17 protein-coding genes are annotated in these 16,007 nt (G+C 62.9%); 10 read left to right on the forward strand and 7 right to left on the reverse strand.

Annotation, left to right across the window (positions count from 1 at the left end; translation table 11 throughout):
• Positions 1 to 158 precede the first annotated feature (158 nt).
• Together P3T22_RS14150 and P3T22_RS14155 are read left to right on the forward strand one after the other, a co-directional pair.
• The gene (locus P3T22_RS14150) at positions 159 to 1,721 is read left to right on the forward strand and encodes a class I adenylate-forming enzyme family protein (RefSeq protein WP_063497180.1); all 1,563 of its coding nucleotides are present in this window, start codon (positions 159 to 161) and stop codon (positions 1,719 to 1,721) included.
• 4 nt (positions 1,722 to 1,725) lie between these two features.
• Positions 1,726 to 1,968: a hypothetical protein gene (locus P3T22_RS14155; protein WP_429325277.1), complete on the forward strand. Its 243-nt coding sequence runs from the start codon at positions 1,726 to 1,728 to the stop codon at positions 1,966 to 1,968.
• Positions 1,969 to 1,974: 6 nt separating this feature from the next.
• On the opposite strand, the gene xerD is transcribed toward P3T22_RS14155, so the two are convergent.
• The 3 genes from xerD to queG form a co-directional block, all read right to left on the reverse strand.
• Complete coding sequence (gene xerD, locus P3T22_RS14160; RefSeq protein ID WP_063497182.1) at positions 1,975 to 2,910, reverse strand: site-specific tyrosine recombinase XerD; 936 nt, start codon at positions 2,908 to 2,910, stop codon at positions 1,975 to 1,977.
• Positions 2,907 to 3,377: a methylated-DNA--[protein]-cysteine S-methyltransferase gene (locus P3T22_RS14165; RefSeq protein WP_063498078.1), complete on the reverse strand. Its 471-nt coding sequence runs from the start codon at positions 3,375 to 3,377 to the stop codon at positions 2,907 to 2,909. Before P3T22_RS14165 ends, xerD begins: the two co-directional genes overlap by 4 nt.
• A 150-nt stretch (positions 3,378 to 3,527) precedes the next feature.
• Positions 3,528 to 4,769 (reverse strand): tRNA epoxyqueuosine(34) reductase QueG, encoded by a 1,242-nt coding sequence (gene queG, locus P3T22_RS14170; RefSeq protein WP_063497183.1) that lies wholly within the window; start codon positions 4,767 to 4,769, stop codon positions 3,528 to 3,530.
• A 17-nt stretch (positions 4,770 to 4,786) separates the two neighbouring features.
• On the opposite strand from queG, the gene tsaE reads away from it, so the two are divergent.
• Both tsaE and P3T22_RS14180 read left to right on the forward strand, forming a co-directional pair.
• Positions 4,787 to 5,395: a tRNA (adenosine(37)-N6)-threonylcarbamoyltransferase complex ATPase subunit type 1 TsaE gene (gene tsaE / locus P3T22_RS14175; protein WP_429325278.1), complete on the forward strand. Its 609-nt coding sequence runs from the start codon at positions 4,787 to 4,789 to the stop codon at positions 5,393 to 5,395.
• A complete protein-coding gene (locus P3T22_RS14180; protein WP_429325279.1) occupies positions 5,377 to 6,969 on the forward strand; it encodes an N-acetylmuramoyl-L-alanine amidase in 1,593 nt (530 codons plus the stop codon). The genes tsaE and P3T22_RS14180 overlap by 19 nt, the downstream gene beginning before the upstream one ends.
• Before the next feature lie 95 nt (positions 6,970 to 7,064).
• Here the strand turns inward: P3T22_RS14180 and P3T22_RS14185 are convergent, their stop codons facing one another.
• Both P3T22_RS14185 and vapB read right to left on the reverse strand, forming a co-directional pair.
• Positions 7,065 to 7,466: a type II toxin-antitoxin system VapC family toxin gene (locus tag P3T22_RS14185; protein ID WP_429325280.1), complete on the reverse strand. Its 402-nt coding sequence runs from the start codon at positions 7,464 to 7,466 to the stop codon at positions 7,065 to 7,067.
• On the reverse strand, positions 7,466 to 7,699 hold the full coding sequence (vapB, locus tag P3T22_RS14190) for a type II toxin-antitoxin system VapB family antitoxin (protein WP_172309389.1): 234 nt from the start codon (positions 7,697 to 7,699) through the stop codon (positions 7,466 to 7,468). The genes P3T22_RS14185 and vapB overlap by 1 nt, the downstream gene beginning before the upstream one ends.
• Before the next feature lie 173 nt (positions 7,700 to 7,872).
• Here vapB and P3T22_RS14195 point away from each other — a divergent pair, with 173 nt between their 5' ends.
• Both P3T22_RS14195 and trxA read left to right on the forward strand, forming a co-directional pair.
• On the forward strand, positions 7,873 to 8,748 hold the full coding sequence (locus tag P3T22_RS14195; RefSeq protein WP_429325281.1) for a pirin family protein: 876 nt from the start codon (positions 7,873 to 7,875) through the stop codon (positions 8,746 to 8,748).
• Positions 8,749 to 8,941: 193 nt separating this feature from the next.
• Positions 8,942 to 9,790, forward strand: coding sequence for a thioredoxin (gene trxA / locus P3T22_RS14200; RefSeq protein WP_429325282.1), 849 nt, complete (start codon positions 8,942 to 8,944; stop codon positions 9,788 to 9,790).
• Between the two features lie 181 nt (positions 9,791 to 9,971).
• On the opposite strand, the gene tcdA is transcribed toward trxA, so the two are convergent.
• Positions 9,972 to 10,829: a tRNA cyclic N6-threonylcarbamoyladenosine(37) synthase TcdA gene (tcdA, locus tag P3T22_RS14205; RefSeq protein WP_063497190.1), complete on the reverse strand. Its 858-nt coding sequence runs from the start codon at positions 10,827 to 10,829 to the stop codon at positions 9,972 to 9,974.
• A 244-nt stretch (positions 10,830 to 11,073) separates the two neighbouring features.
• Between tcdA and pdxH the strand changes: the two genes are divergently transcribed.
• The 3 genes from pdxH (at position 11,074) to P3T22_RS14220 (ending at position 14,616) form a co-directional block, all read left to right on the forward strand.
• Positions 11,074 to 11,715 (forward strand): pyridoxamine 5'-phosphate oxidase, encoded by a 642-nt coding sequence (gene pdxH, locus P3T22_RS14210; protein WP_429325283.1) that lies wholly within the window; start codon positions 11,074 to 11,076, stop codon positions 11,713 to 11,715.
• 141 nt (positions 11,716 to 11,856) lie between these two features.
• Complete coding sequence (locus P3T22_RS14215; RefSeq protein ID WP_063497192.1) at positions 11,857 to 13,071, forward strand: SAM-dependent methyltransferase; 1,215 nt, start codon at positions 11,857 to 11,859, stop codon at positions 13,069 to 13,071.
• A 102-nt stretch (positions 13,072 to 13,173) separates the two neighbouring features.
• On the forward strand, positions 13,174 to 14,616 hold the full coding sequence (locus P3T22_RS14220) for a DUF72 domain-containing protein (RefSeq protein WP_429325284.1): 1,443 nt from the start codon (positions 13,174 to 13,176) through the stop codon (positions 14,614 to 14,616).
• A gap of 50 nt (positions 14,617 to 14,666) precedes the next feature.
• Here P3T22_RS14220 and msrA read toward each other — a convergent pair whose 3' ends face one another.
• Complete coding sequence (gene msrA / locus P3T22_RS14225) at positions 14,667 to 15,215, reverse strand: peptide-methionine (S)-S-oxide reductase MsrA (protein WP_429325285.1); 549 nt, start codon at positions 15,213 to 15,215, stop codon at positions 14,667 to 14,669.
• A 256-nt stretch (positions 15,216 to 15,471) separates the two neighbouring features.
• On the opposite strand from msrA, the gene P3T22_RS14230 reads away from it, so the two are divergent.
• Complete coding sequence (locus P3T22_RS14230) at positions 15,472 to 15,981, forward strand: flavin reductase family protein (protein ID WP_063497195.1); 510 nt, start codon at positions 15,472 to 15,474, stop codon at positions 15,979 to 15,981.
• Positions 15,982 to 16,007 lie beyond the last annotated feature (26 nt).

Raw genomic sequence — 16,007 nt, forward strand, 5'->3', positions numbered from 1 at the left:
TGCATGGGACCAGAGTAAGACGCTAAAGCGTCAACTCTGGTCGACCGCTTTGCATGGGACCAGAGTAAGACGCTAAAGCGTCAACTCTGGTCGACCGCTTTGCATGGGACCAGAGTAAGACGCTAAAGCGTCAACTCTGGTCGACACAGGAGACAGTGTTGAGACTCGATTCATCCACCCGTTCCACGATCGATATTCCCGCGCTGCTGGCAGCCCTGCCCGCGCGTATCGCCGACATTCCAGCGCTCGCCGCCGCGCGCGATCCGCAGCACGTCGCCTTGATCGAGGATGCGCGCCGCCTCACCAATGCGCAACTTCTGGAAGCCGTCGATGCCGCCGCCGCGCTACTGCGCAATTGGGGCGTGCGTGGCGGCGATCGCGTGATGATCGTGGCCGAGAACAGCATCGTGCAGATCGTGCTGCTGTTCGCGACCGCGAAACTCGACGCGTGGGCGCTGGTGTCGAATGCACGCCTGTCAGCAGCCGAACTCGACGCGATCCGTGCGCATGCGCAGCCTCGCGTGGTCGCGTATGCGGTCGAAAGCTCCGCGGATGCCCAACAGCATGCGCAGCGGCTTCAAGCCATCACAGCGCCCGCTATCACACCGGATATCGGTGCCTGGTCGTACACGATCGACACCATCGCGAAAGCCGAACCGGTCGAAGCCGCCAATCACCGCCAATGCGCCGCACTGATCTACACCACGGGAACCACGGGCGCGCCGAAAGGCGTGATGCTGTCGCATCGCAATCTGCTCTTCATCGCGGCCGTGTCGAGCCGCTTGCGCAAAATCGGCCCGGACGATATCGCGTACGCCGTTCTGCCGATCTCGCACGTGTATGGCTTTGCCTCGGTTTGTCTCGGCAGCCTGCACGCCGGCGCCACCTTGCGCCTCGCGCCACGTTTCGCACCGGAAGCGGTGCGTCGCGCGCTCGCCGAAGAACGCGTTTCGATCTTCCAGGGCGTTCCGGCCATGCACGCCAAACTGCTCGAACATCTGCAAACACATGGCCACACGTGGTCCGCGCCGCACCTGCGCTTTGCCTATTCGGGCGGCTCGCCGCTCGACGCCGCGTTGAAAGCGCACGTCGAAAGCGTCTACGGCCTGCCGCTCCACAACGGCTACGGCATGACCGAGAGCAGCCCGACCGTCTCCCACACCATGCTCGATGCGCCACGCAGCGATTGCTCGGTCGGCGAGGTCATCCCTGGCGTTGAGGTGCGATTCGTCGGGCTCGATGGTGTGGATGCCGCGCCGGGCGAAATCGGCGAACTATGGGTGCGTGGCCCGAACGTGATGCTCGGCTACTACCGCAGCCCGGAGCAGACCCGCGCTGCAGTCACCGAAGACGGCTGGCTCAAGACCGGCGATCTCGCGCGGCAGGACACGGACGGTGCGTTGCATATCGTCGGGCGCAGCAAGGAGCTGATCATCCGCTCAGGCTTCAACGTGTATCCCGCGGAGGTCGAGCATGTGTTGAACGCGCATCCGCAGGTGGTGCAGTCGGCGGTGATCGGGCGCGCGGTAGAGGGTAACGAGGAAGTGGTCGCGTTCGTCGAATTGATCGCAGGCGCGAAGGTGTCGCCGGCTGAACTGATCGCGTGGTGCGGCGAGCGTCTCGCGCCATATAAGCGCCCCGCCGAAGTGAAGGTGCTGGCTGCGCTGCCGGCTGCGTCGACGGGCAAGATTCTCAAGCACCGACTGCGCGATTTCGTCTGACGCCATGGTGATGGCCGCGGCGGTGGCAAAGACAGCGACTGCGGTGGTGGCTGTGGCTGTGGCTGTGGCTGTGGCTGTGGCTGTGGCTGTGGCTGTGGCTGTGGCTGTGGCTGTGGCTGTGGCTGTGGCTGTGGCTGTGGCTGCGGCTGTGGCTGTGGCTGCGGTGGTGGCTGTGGCTTTGGTAGCGGCCGCCTTAGCCGCTACCAGCCGCAGCAACGGCAAGCGCATCGCCCCGCGCAGCCGCTAACGAGCCTCACCCCCGCGGGTGATGCTGCGCATGCAACGACTTCAGCCGTTCGCGGGCCACGTGCGTATAGATCTGCGTGGTCGAGATATCCGTATGGCCGAGCAGCAATTGCACGACGCGCAAATCGGCACCATGGTTCAGCAGGTGCGTCGCGAACGCATGCCGCAGCGTATGCGGCGAGAGCGGCGCGTGCACGTCGGCCGCTGCCGCGTGACGCTTGATGATGTTCCAGAACTGCTGGCGGGTCATGCCCTCCGCGCGGCTGGTGACGAACAGCGCATCCGTCGCCCGCGCTCCCAGCAAAGCAGGACGCGCTTCGCGCAGATAGCGTTCGATCCAGCCGTGCGCCTCTTCGCCGAACGGAATCAGGCGCTCTTTCGAACCCTTGCCCATTACGCGCACGACGCCTTCGTTCAGGCCCACTTCCACCGTCTTCAGCGTGACGAGTTCGGTGACACGCAAACCGCTCGCGTACATCAACTCCAGCATGGTGCGGTCGCGCAGGCCCAAGGGCGTGTCGATATCCGGAGCACCGAGCAGCGCTTCGACTTGCGCTTCAGTGAGCGTCGACGGAAAACGCGGAGGTTGCCTGGCTGAACGGATGCGTACCGTCGGATCGATCTTCGTGCGATGCTCGCGCACCGCCCAGCCGTAGTAGCGGCGAAACACCGAGAGCCGCCGGTTCGCCGAGGTGGATTTGTCTTTCTGGCGCGCCGCGCTATAGGCGTCGAGGTCGACCTCGCTGGCGGTGTCGAGCGACTTGTCGCGGGTTTGCACAAGCCATTCGCAGAACAGCCGCAGATCGCGGCGGTACGCGTCGAGCGTGTTGCGCGACAAGCCGTGCTCGAGCCACAACGCGTCGCAGAACGCATCGATCGAGGCCGAGCTCGCCACAAACAAAGGTGACGCGGCCGGCGCGTCTTCAGTCACGGTGTCGCTCATGCGTAGGGAATGCCTTCATGCGCCAGAAGCCAGCGCTTGACGTTGCGAAAGAAACCATCTCCGGCGTGATGCGCGAATCCGCCGATGCCGCTCGAACTGACCACCCGATGACACGGAATCACGATCGGGAAGTAATTTGCCCCGCACGCCTGACCGACCGCGCGAGGAGCGCTACCGAGCTGCCTTGCCAGTTGCCCATAGGTCAGTACGACGCCCGGCGGAATGTCGCTGATCGCTTGCCATACGCGCCGCTGAAACGCGGTGCCAACCGCTGCCAGCGGCAATTCGAACTTCGCGGACGCACGTTCGAAATATCGCTCGAGCTGCTCTACGACCTGCTTTGCCAGAAGCGTGTCCGGCGCGACACTCGGCGTCGACTCCGGCAGATAGACGATTTCGCGCACGGCCTCGCCTTCGAGGCGGATGCCGACCTTGCCGAACGGTGCATCGATCACTGCGTTGAACATGGTTGCTTGCTCCGTGATTGGCGGGGCATCTTTCAGATCGCACGGCGGCGCATTTGAATGAGCGCGCGGGTAGTTTGCAAACGCGCTACGCGCCATGACTCGCCGCTTATTTCTGGCACAGCCCCCGGCCCCCGCCCGATTGCCGCTACTTTACGCCGCTTCCAACGCCCATTCCACATGCTCGCGCACCACGACGGAGGGGTCATCGACGCGTAACTTCAGCGCGCTAACAATCGCCTCACGCGCATCCGCACTCAAACTTTCCGACGAGGCCCGCAGCGCATTACCCATCCCCACCGCCAGATTGCGCAGCCAGCTCTCATAGCCGATGCGGCGAATCGCACTGCCCTGCATGCGCGTATCGAACTCCTCCGCGCTCCATGCAAACAACTCGACCAGCGTCGCGCGATCGAGCCCATGCCGCACATCGAAATCCGCGACCGGCGCGGCCTGCGCAAACTTGTTCCAGGGACAGACGAGCTGGCAATCGTCGCAGCCATACACACGATTACCGATCAGCGGCCGCATTTCCAGGGGAATCTTGCCCTTCAATTCGATCGTCAGATACGAAATACAGCGGCGTGCGTCGACCTTGTAGGGCGCCACAATCGCACCCGTCGGGCATGCGCCGATGCAGCGCGTGCAACTGCCGCAATGCGAACCCGGCGTTTCGGGCGCATTGTCGGGCGAGGTCTCGGCATCGGTGGGCAGCGGCACGTCGACGTAGATTTCGCCGAGAAAAAACAGCGAACCGGCATCGCGCTGCAGCAACAGCGTGTGTTTGCCGCGCCAGCCGATTCCGGCCTTCTGGGCAAGTTCTACTTCGAGCACCGGCGCCGAATCGGTAAATACGCGGTAGCCGAACGCGCCGATCTCCGCCTCGATTTTCTCGGCCAGATGTTGCAGACGGTTACGCATTACCTTGTGATAATCGCGGCCCCGCGCATAGATCGACACCACCGCAGCCGACGGGTCCGCAATCCGCGCATGCTCGGCTGCGCGCCAGTCTGGCGGTGCCAGCGGCGTGTCCTGCAATGCGCTTTCGTGCGCCTTTCCACTCAACGTCTGAGCGGGCAAATAGGCGATGCGCGCGGTAATCACACGTCGCGTGCCGGCCACAAGCTCGGCGGGGCGCGCGCGTTTCATGCCGTGTTTCGCCATATAATCCATCTCGCCGTGGCAACCCGCGTCCAGCCATGCTGCGAGCGGCGCCTCGGCAGCGGAGAGATCGGTGTCGCTGATACCGATCGCCCCGAAACCCAGTTCACGGCCCCACGTTTTGATGTTCAGCGCGAGCGCATTCAGCGCCGCTTCATCGAAATGACGTTCGGCACGCGCATCGTCGTTAGACGCAGGCGTGCAGGAAACTGGGGACTCCGGACTTCGGTTCATCACGCCATTTTACGAGAATGCCCGTCAATTCCGATCTCGCGATCCAACCGCCCGCCGATGTCCTGCTCGAACGCTCCTTCGCGCTCGCGGACGAGGCCGCCACCAACGCATTCGGCGAGCGCTTTGCACGGGCAATCGAAAGCGCGCGCGGGTTTCAGCAAACCCCGCAGCAAAACCCGCAGCAAGCAGCGCAACAACACACGCCAGGCGCCGCAGGTCATCAGGCATTCCACGGACTGCAAGTCCAACTAGTCGGCGACCTCGGCGCCGGCAAAACCACACTCGTGCGCGCGACCTTGCGCGGCCTCGGCCACACCGGCCGCGTGCGCAGTCCCACCTACACACTCGTCGAACCCTACGTGCTTGAGCGGTCCGCTGGGGAACTCGCGCTCTATCACTTCGATCTGTACAGATTCACCGACCCGGCCGAATGGGCTGACGCGGGCTTTCGCGAGTACTTCGATAGCGGCGCCATCTGCCTCGTCGAATGGCCAGAGCGCGCCGGGCGTCTCCTCGGCGTGCCGGATCTCGTCTTCGCGCTCGACCTGGACCACGAGGGCGACGGCCGGGTACTCGTCGCGCGGGCATACAGCGAATCAGGAAAGGCATGTCTCGAAAGATGTTGATCAAACCGTTCCGCTCGATCGAATCGGCGGCTACCGCAACGCATAACTGGCGGCGCCGGCAGATTCTGCGCGCGGGCGCGTCCACGCTGGTGCTCGGCCTGGTCGCTCCGCGTCTCGCGTGGGCGAGCTCGGTGCTGGGCGTGCGGGTTTGGCCGGCACGCGATTACACGCGCGTGACGATCGAGTCGGATCAGCCTTTGCAGAACACGCAGCAGTTGCTGCAGGGGCCGGACCGGCTGGTGGTCGATCTGAGCGGCCTCGATCTGGATCAGGCGCTGAAGGATCTGGTATCGAAGATCACGCCGAACGATCCGCAGATCCAGTCGGTACGTGTCGGGCAATATCAGCCGCACGTCGTGCGTATGGTGTTCGATCTGAAGGGCTCGGTGAAGCCCCAAGTGTTCACGCTGCCGCCGGTCGGCGCGTACAAATACCGGCTGGTGTTCGACCTGTACCCCGCCGTCGCGCCCGATCCGCTGATGGATCTGCTCGCGCAGACCGAGCGCAAGCAGCAAACGCTGGATGAAAACAACGCGCCGCCCGCCACGTTAAGCGGCCCGGGCACCACGCCGCCCACCGCCGATAACAGCGAAGCCTTCTTCGAGCGTTATGCGCAGAACGGCAGCGGCGGAACGGCGCCGAGCGTGCCGCGTCCGCCGGTGCATATTACGCCGGCGCCTGCTCCCCCTATGCTCGGCAAGCCTTCGACGCCGACGGCGCCCAGCGCGCCGCCCACGGCGCTTGCCCGCAACAAAGGCAGCAATAGCAGTGGCAGTGGCAGCAGCGCCGGCAACCTCGGTGATGACAGCAACGGCGACGATAGCTACGCCTTCACCAACCCGAAAACCGGCAAGAGCAACACGGTGCGTCTGCTCACCGTCGCGATCGATCCGGGTCACGGCGGCGAGGACCCGGGCGCGATCGGCGGCTCGGGCACTTACGAGAAGCACGTCGCACTCGACATCGCGAAGAAGCTGCGCGCGAAGATCGACGCACAGCCGAACATGCGCGCCATGATGACGCGCGACGCCGACTTCTTCGTGCCGCTTAACGTGCGGGTGCAGAAGGCACGGCGCGTGGGTGCGGACCTGTTCGTGTCGATCCATGCGGACGCGTTCACCACACCCGAAGCGAAAGGCTCGTCGGTGTTCGCGTTGTCGGAGCATGGCGCGTCGAGCGCCGCGGCCCGCTGGATGGCGAACAAGGAGAACTCGTCGGATCAGATCGGCGGTATCAACATCAAGTCCGCCGACGCCTCCGTCAACCGCGCGCTATTCGATATGTCGACCACGGCGCAGATCCGCGATTCGATGCGCTACGGCAATTTCGTGCTGAATGAAATCGGCGGCATCAACAAGCTTCACAAGGGTTCGGTCGAACAGGCCGGGTTTGCCGTGCTGAAGGCGCCGGACATTCCGTCGATCCTCGTGGAGACCGCCTTCATCAGCAATCCGGACGAAGAGCGCCGCCTGAACGACGACGCGTATCGCGACAAGATGGCCGACGCGATCATGAACGGCATCAAGCGCTATTTCGCGGCGAACCCGCCGTTGGCGAAGAACCGCATGACCTGACGCCAACGCGGCATGACATCGCATCACGCCGGGTCATGCCGCGTTGGCGTCAGTTGAGCGGACGTCGCCTCACGCGAAAGTGCGTTAAAGCGTAGCTAGCCGTTCAGCCAGTTTTCCACGCGCAGCCCCGGATACGCGGCGAAGTCACGTTCGTTGTTGGTCACCAGCACCACGCCGAGCGCCACGGCATGTGCCGCGATTAGCTCGTCGAACTGATCCTTCTTACGCTCGCGCGTCGCCTCGCGAATCGGACCGTACGCGCTTGCTGCAGCGCTGTCGAACGGCATGACCAGAATATCTTCGGCGAGTGCCGCCAGATTGCGGCGCTCGCGTGCACGGTTCGCCGATACCGCCACGCCGTATTCGAGTTCTGCAAAAGTAATGGCAGACATCACCACATCGCCGACGAAACATTCCGCAAAGCGCTTCGCAACCTGTTCCGGCTGGTTCTTCATCAGGTAGATGCAGATATTCGTGTCGAGCATGTAGCGCGGCATTACAAATCCTCGCGCTCGGCCTGCTCGTGATCTCCACGTCCTTCGGACATGAAGTCTGGCCCGAATTTGCCGAATTTTTTGAGCACGCCGGTCAGTGGACGCCGGGTTGGACGGATCCGCAATTCTTCGCCAACTCGTTCGATTTCAACCTCGACGTCGGCGCGGTCGAATGCCAATTCGGCTGGAATACGCACCGCTTGCGAATTGCCGTTGCGAAAGACTTTGGTGAGCATGCTGAACTCCTGCTGCGGATGTACGCCGGATGTACGAGCTAATACTATAGCCATCCGCACCGTCAATGTAAATACATGTGTGTACATGGCATGCGGAATGCGGGCGTAGCCTTAACCGCAGTAGAATCATCCATTAAACAAAATCCAACCCACCCTTCCAGCCGAGCCTGCCCATGTCTTCCTCGATCAAAGCAGTTCTCAAACCCCATCTGCGCGACGTCGGCAACCTCAGCGTGCGCCGTGTGCTGCCGGCCATGGCGGCACGCCTGATCGGCCCGTTCATCTTCTTCGATCATATGGGTCCCGCCGCGCTCGAACCCGGTGTCGGGCTCGATGTGCGTCCGCACCCGCATATCGGCCTCGCCACCGTCACGTATCTGTTCGAGGGCTCGATCATGCATCGCGACAGCCTCGGCTCCGAGCAGAAGATCGTCCCGGGCGACGTCAACTGGATGACGGCGGGCCGCGGCATCGTCCATTCCGAACGCACGCCGCCTGAAGACCGCGCGAGCGGCCAAACCGTGCACGGCATCCAGACCTGGGTCGCGCTGCCGCTCGAGGACGAAGACATCGCACCGTCCTTCTCGCATCACGCGGCAAACACACTGCCGGTGGTCGAGCGCAACGGCGTCACGCTGCGCGTGATCGCCGGCACGGCGTTCGGCGAAACCTCGCCGGTCGCGACCTTTTCCGGCACGCTGTATGTGGCCGCGGAATTCGCCCCGGGCGGCGCCTTCGCGCTCGAACCGGAGCACGAGGAACGCGGTGTCTACCTGGTGGACGGCGATCTGGAGATCGACGGCACGCCGCTCGAAGTGGGGCAGATGGCCGTGCTCGCGCTCGACGAAACCGTCACGCTTGCCAGCAGCCGCGGCGCACGCGCAATGCTGCTGGGTGGCGAGAAGCTGGATGGCGAGCGCTTTATCGAATGGAACTTCGTCGCCAGTTCGCGCGAGAAGATCGAAGCCGCGAAGCTGGCTTGGACCAATCAGGAGATGGGCCAGGTGCCGGGCGAAACCGAATGGATTCCGCTGCCGACAAGAAAATAAGTGAACGTGGGGGGCACCCCGTGCGCTCGCCACCTGTGTGAACGTGGCGGCACCCCGTGCGCTCGCCACCGGCAAGCTCGCCGTCTGTGCGGGCATGTGCGGCCCCGGCGGCCTGCATCCGCCGCGTTGAATCATTGAATTCGCGGCACTCGGCCCCAACTAGCCAACAAACCGTTTTATCGACGAGGACGCAATGGACACCACTCTGGCCACTTTCGAACAGGACGTCATCACGGCGTCGACACTGGCCCCTGTGCTGGTCGATTTCTGGGCGCCGTGGTGCGGCCCCTGCAAGACGCTCGGCCCAATGCTGGAGAAGCTCGAAGCCGAAGCCGCCGGCAAATGGAAGCTGGTAAAGGTAAACGTGGACGAGAACCAGGAACTGGCCGGACACTTCCAGGTACGCAGCATTCCGCACGTCATGGCGTTTGCCGACGGCCAGCCGGTCGATCAATTCGTCGGCGTGCTACCGGAAGGTCAGTTGCGCGAGTTTATCGAGCGCCTCGTGCCGCAAGGCGCGGACGCGGCACGTCTTGACGCGCAAGCCGCGTTGGCTGACGGCCGCCGCGAGGATGCCTACAACGCGCTGCAAGCCGCACTCGCCTACGACCCAGGCTTCGACGAAGCACGCATGGACCTCATCGAGATGCTGCTCGAAGATCATCGCATCGACGAAGCGCGCAATGAAGTCGACCTGCTGTCGCCGAAAACCACGCAGGGGATCGACGCCCGCTTCAACGCGATCAAGACGCGGCTCGATGCGGTGGACGCCGCGGCTGATCTGCCGCCCACGGATGCACTCGAAGCCAAAGTCGCAGCGAATCCGGACGATCTCGAAGCACGCTTCGATCTGGCTAGCGCACTTATCGCCCGGCGCAAATACGAAGGCGCGCTCGAACACTTGTTGGCGATCGTGCAACGCGACCGCACGTTCCGCGACGACATCGGCCGTAAAACGATGCTGTCGGTGTTCGATCTCGCCGCGCATCAGCCGGAACTGGTGTCGCAATGGCGGCGCAAGCTGAGCGCGTTGTTGTTCTAATCGGTACTGTGTTCAGGTGCGGCGAGGGAGCCGCGCCTGAATGCGCTGCGGCATACGCTGCAACGACTCGCTCCCTCGCAGTCGCTTAATGCCTTGCGGCCCGCTCGTGTCTTTATTGCCTTCCAGCTTTACCGCCTCACCGCACACCTGCCCGGCTCCCGGCTTCAAACACCCCACCACTTCAACCCGCAGCCTGCCTGGCCAACGCCCGCAACACATGCGCGGCCGCGGCAAAACCGAAGCTCGCGGTCACGCACACGCTCGATCCAAATCCCGCACAGTTCAAACCCACCGGTCCCGTATGCCCCGGCGACGTCGTGACGTGCTCCGCTTCCTCGTCGATATCGCACACGGCGGCCTCCGGATAGATCAGCGGCTCATCGGAATACACCGCGCTCACCTTGAACTTCGCCTTCGGGCCGCGCGGAAAGCCATGCTGCTTACGCAACTGCCCGCGCACTTTCGATAACAACGGGTCCTGGGTGGTCAACGCGAGATCGTCGATCCGAATGCGCGTCGGATCCAGTTGGCCACCCGCGCCGCCCACCGTAATCAACGGCTGCTTCTTCTCGACGCACCACGCGATCAACGCGGTCTTGGTGCGCACGCTGTCGATCGCGTCGATCACGTAGTCGAAACCGCCGCCGAGCGTCGCCGCGAAATTGTCCGGCTCCACAAAGTCTTCCACCAGCCGCACGTCGCAGAACGGATTGATTGCCGCGATGCGTTCGGCCATCGCCTCGACCTTCGGTTTTCCATAATTACCGTCCAGCGCATGGATCTGGCGGTTAGTGTTGCTCTCGGCGACATTGTCCAGATCGATCAAGGTCAGCGTGCCCACCGCGCTGCGCGCCAACGCCTCCGCCACCCAGGAACCGACCCCGCCGATGCCGATCACGGCGACGTGTGCCCCTTCGAACGCAGCGAGCGCCGGTGCGCCGTACAGGCGGGCAATGCCGCCGAAGCGCCGCGCGCGGTCGGCGGTTTCACTCCCGTCGAGGCTGGTAGTAAGATCGGAATGCGCGGTGGTGCTGGACATGGTGGAAGGCTCGTTCAAAGCAGGCAAAACACAAAGTGGTACAAACTGGTACAAACGCTCAGGCGTTCGCAGCCCGTATTTTGCCTGATCGCGACGATCCACACGGCCGCACCCACTTATGCACGAATGGCCGCAGAACGTAGGGGCGTCGATGTCCACACAGTGCGGCGGGCCTTGATCTGGTCGCGCGCAAAGAGTTCACGCCTTGGCTATACTGGTTGTACTGTAGCGTTCGCATAAGAATATGACCTCACTCGCCGAACTTCGAAAAAACTATTCGCTGGGTTCTTTGGACGTTGCCGATATCAACCGCAACCCGTTTCGTCAATTCGACACGTGGTTTCAGCAAGCGGTAGACGCCCAATTGCCCGAACCGAATACGATGACGCTGGCCACGGTCGACTCGCGCGGCCGGCCGTCGGCGCGCATTGTGCTGATCAAAGGCGTCGACGAGCGCGGCTTTGTGTTCTTCACCAACTACGAAAGCCGCAAGGGCCGCGAACTGGCCGCCAATCCCTATGCGAGCCTGCTGTTCTACTGGATCGAACTTGAACGCCAGGTGCGCGTTGAAGGCCGCATCGCCAAAACCAGCGCGGAAGAAAGCGATACGTATTTCGCGTCGCGTCCGCTCGGTTCACGCATCGGCGCGTGGGCATCCAATCAAAGTCAGGTAATTGAAAGCCGTTCGCAGCTCGAAACACGCGAACGCGAAATCATCCTGCAATACGGCGACCAACCGCCGCGCCCACCGCACTGGGGCGGCTATCGTTTGGTACCCGAAGCAATCGAATTCTGGCAGGGCCGGCCGTCGCGTTTGCACGATCGTTTGCTCTACACGCGTTCAAGCGAACACAGCAACTGGCAAATCTCCCGCCTTTCGCCTTGAATCGAAATACAAGACCGTACGCGCGTTGCCAACGCAGTAGCGCGCGCCGGTCGGAGTGCGTCTCGCGGCATGGGAGTTGCGCCGCACCGAGCCGCAATCCACACAGGCTTTGCTTTAATTCAACGGACACGGAGAGATCACATGTTCTGGGAGAAAAAGCTGGCGCAGTGGGTGGAGGACGTAAAAACCAAGGCTAACCTGCCAGCACGCCTTGTGCTGTGGGACGGTCAGCAACATGACTTCGGGCAGTTCGCCGCGCCTCGGGTCACGCTACATGTCAAAAGCGCTACGGCGCTGCCTTATCTGCTCGAACCGAGCCTCGACAATCTGGGCGAGGCATATGTGAAGGGCAAGATCGACATCGAAGGCAAGCTGTCGGACATTATCAACGTCAGCTATCAGCTGGCGCGCAACACCGTCACCAGCGCAAGCAAGCTGGCGCGCGTGCGGCGCTACTTCCAGCACTCGAAGTCGTCGGACAAGAAGGCCATTCAGTACCACTACGACGTCTCGAACGAATTCTACAAACTGTGGCTCGACGAGAACATGGTGTACTCGTGTGCGTACTTCGAGAATGGCACTGAAGATCTCGCCACCGCGCAGATCAAGAAGATCGACCACATCCTCACCAAGATCCAGTTGCAACCGGGGCAGCGCCTGCTCGATATCGGCTGCGGCTGGGGCGCGCTCGTCCTGCGTGCAGCGCAGAAGTTCGGCGCGAAGTGCGTCGGCGTGACGCTGTCGCAGAACCAGTTCGATCTCGCTACCGCACGCGTGAAAGCCGCGGGCCTGGAAAATCAGATCGAGATTCGTCTGCAGGATTATCGCGACATCGACGGGCAGTTCGACCGCATCACCAGCGTCGGCATGTTCGAGCATGTCGGCCGCAAGAATCTGCCGGGCTACTTTGAGAAGATCCACGATCTGCTCGTCGACGACGGCGTCGCCATGAATCACGGCATCACGTCGAGCGATTCGGACAGCGGCGAAACCGCGCTCGGCGGCGGCGAATTCATCGACCGTTATGTATTCCCTGACGGCGAACTGCCGCACATCAGCCTTGCGCTCGAAGCGATGCAGCGCGGCGGGCTTGAAGCGGTTGACGTCGAAAGCCTGCGCCGTCACTATGCGCACACGCTGACCATCTGGGCGGAAAACTTCGAGGCGCATGCGGAGGAAGCCCGCAAGCTGGTCGATGACGAAAAATTCCGCATTTGGCGCGTGTACCTCGCCGGCTGCGCGTACGCGTTCGAGAACGACGACGTCTCGATCTACCAGGTGGTGTGCCGCAGAGCCGGCCGCAGCGCGAGAACCTTGCCGTGGTCGCGCCACTATATGTACGACAAAACGTTGTGATACGGTTGCGCCGCGGCGATTTGCCTTCGCTGCGCGCCATGGCTCGTGCATCGCATGGGCGGGCCGACGTGGCGCAAACCTTAAACAGCAGGTCGAACATCGATGGACCAGAGCGGGACAAACGAAGTTGAACAGTCGGTAAGCGGCGGGCAAGACGCACCAGCCGACGCCGTGCAGTTCGATCTGTTCGGGATGCCGGTAGAGCAGACACCGGCGCCGGCATCGAAGCCTGATGTGGGCGCGAAACCACCGCGCGCGATTGCCGAAGCCGACGTGACGCTAGCAAGCTCGGCTGCAGCACCAACACCCGCGACCGCGGCGCAAGTTGAACGGCGGCGCCAGCCGCGCGCAAAAGCAAGCAGCGCTGCCCCGCTCTGGCAGGAAGACGACGCACCGGCGCCATCCGAAGCCGAGACCGCGGCCAGAGCCAATGCAGCGCCTGCAACCGCCGAAACGCCGAGGAAACGCCGCTCACGCGACGTTCTCGCCGCCCCCCCCTCTTCTGAAGTCCTGGCGCTCGCCGCCGAACTGCCGCCGCAGGTCCATCTCGGTACGTCGACATGGTCGTTTCCAGGCTGGAATGGCATCGTCTACGGCGACGACTACAGCAACAGCAAACTCTCGCGCGAAGGCTTGACGGCCTATGGCGCACATCCGCTGTTAAAGACCGTCAGCATCGACCGGTCGTTTTATCAGGCGCTCACCGTCACCGAATACTTGCGCTACGCACAGCAGGTGCCGGAGCACTTCCGCTTCATCGTCAAAGCGCCGATGACGATTACCGATGCCACCGTGCGCGCCGAACGCGGCGAGCCGGTCTCGCTAAACCCGTGCTTTCTGAACGCGCAAATGGCAACCGACGAATTCGTCACGCCATGCCTCGAAGGCCTCGGTGCGAAAGCCGGTGCGCTGGTGTTCCAGCTCTCACCGCTGCCCGACCAGATGCTCGCGCAACCGGCGGTGTTCATCGAGCGCCTCGCCGAGTTCCTCACAGCGCTGCCCAAGCTGCCTGAAGGCACCTGCTATGCGATCGAAATCCGCGACGCGAGTTTGCTCACGCCGCGCTTTATCCGCTCGTTGAAAGCGGCGGGCGTGCGGTATTGCGTGGGCATTCATGCACGGATGCCGGACCCGCTGCGCCAGGCGGCGGCGCTCGCGCTGCTGGACGGCGAGCCGGCCGGCCCTCTGATCGTGCGCTGGAGTTTGCACGGCGGCTTCAAATACGAACAGGCGAAGGCCAAGTATGAACCGTTCAACCAGCTGGTCGATCAGGACCCGGCGACCCGCGCCGCGCTCGCCGAACTGGCTGCGCGTTACGCGCTGGCCGGCCAGCCGGTGGTGATCGCGATCAACAACAAGGCCGAAGGTTCGGCGCCGTTAAGCTGCGTGGAATTGGCGCGGGCGATTATTGAAGCGTATGCGCACCTTGCTCATGAGCACGAGCAGGACCCTACGCAACCGGCGTCGGACGCGGAAGCGGAAGCGGAGCTGCAGCCAGACCACGGCGAGCGGCATGATGGCGGCGAACCCGGTGGCCGGATCTGACTACTACCAGGCGGGTCAGACAAAGCCGTCATCACGCCACCGCCAAACGCTCAGCTCGCCTTGATCCGATGCGCGAACTTCTGACGGAACTTCGCGACCTTCGGCGCCACCACGAACGAGCAGTACCCCTGATTCGGATGCTGCGCAAAGTAGTTCTGGTGATACGCCTCGGCCGGCCAGTAGTTGCCGTCGAGCGGCAGCACCTGGGTGACGATCTGACCGTCGTAGATGCCCTGTTCGCCGATCTCGCGGATCGCCTGCAGTGCCGCTTCACGCTGTGCGTCGGAGTGGGTAAAAATCACTGAGCGGTATTGCGTGCCAACGTCGTTGCCCTGCCGGTTCAGCTGGGTCGGATCGTGAATCGCGAAGAAAATATCGAGAATCTCGCGATAGCTGATCTTCGCCGGATCGAAGTCGAGGTTCACGACTTCCGCGTGGCCCGTCACGCCGTCGCACACCTGTTCATAGGTCGGGCGTTGGGTCTGGCCGCCCGCATAGCCCGACTCCACCGAGTTCACACCTTCGACGCCCAGATACACCGCTTCAAGACACCAGAAACACCCGCCACCGAGGGTGGCGACTTCGCCTATCTGACTCATGCTGCTTGCTCCTTGATACTCATAGTCGGCCGATGCCGGTCCCAGTTAACCGCAACGCTCATGCCACCCCCAAGACTTTCCAGCTTAGCGGTTTTTCCACAAACCGGCAGGGGTCGCGGCCAGTCCACCGCGATTGCAGTTAAAATTGGGGCAAATCGACGATTTTCACTATGACTTTTGAATCATTTGTTTCCGGCCGCATGCGCGATGGGTTCAGCCCGGGGTTCACCCGGCTTGGCACCAAGGCTTCCGCCCGATGAAGCGCGCCAGCCCGCCCAACTTCGACCAGGTCGCCTTTAAACAGGCGCTCGGCCAATTCGCCACCGGGGTCACTGTCATTACAACGCGCGCAGCGTCCGGCCAATTGATCGGCATCACGGCCAGCTCGTTCAATTCGGTTTCGCTCAATCCGCCGCTGGTGCTGTGGAGCCTCGCCACGCGCTCGGCGTCGATGCCGGTGTTCCGGGCCAACAGTCACTATGTGGTCAACGTGCTGGCCGCGTCGCAGCTCGATCTATGCAAGCGCTTTGCCACGGTGAAGGGCGATCGTTTCGAAGGGGTGTCGCACGCCGAAGGCGACACCGGCATGCCGGTGCTCGACGGCGCGCTCGCCTGGTTCGAATGCCATAACCGCAGCCGCTACGAAGAAGGCGACCACGTGATTTTCGTCGGCGAAGTGGAGCGCTGCGGCGTCCACGAGAATGCCGCGGAGATTGCGCCGCTGGTCTTCCAGAACGGGCAGTTCCACGGACTCAAGTCACTCTGAATGCGGGCGCCGCTGTGTATCAACAG

Source organism: Paraburkholderia sp. GAS348, assembly GCF_050434205.1.
Classification (GTDB): Bacteria; Pseudomonadota; Gammaproteobacteria; order Burkholderiales; family Burkholderiaceae; genus Paraburkholderia.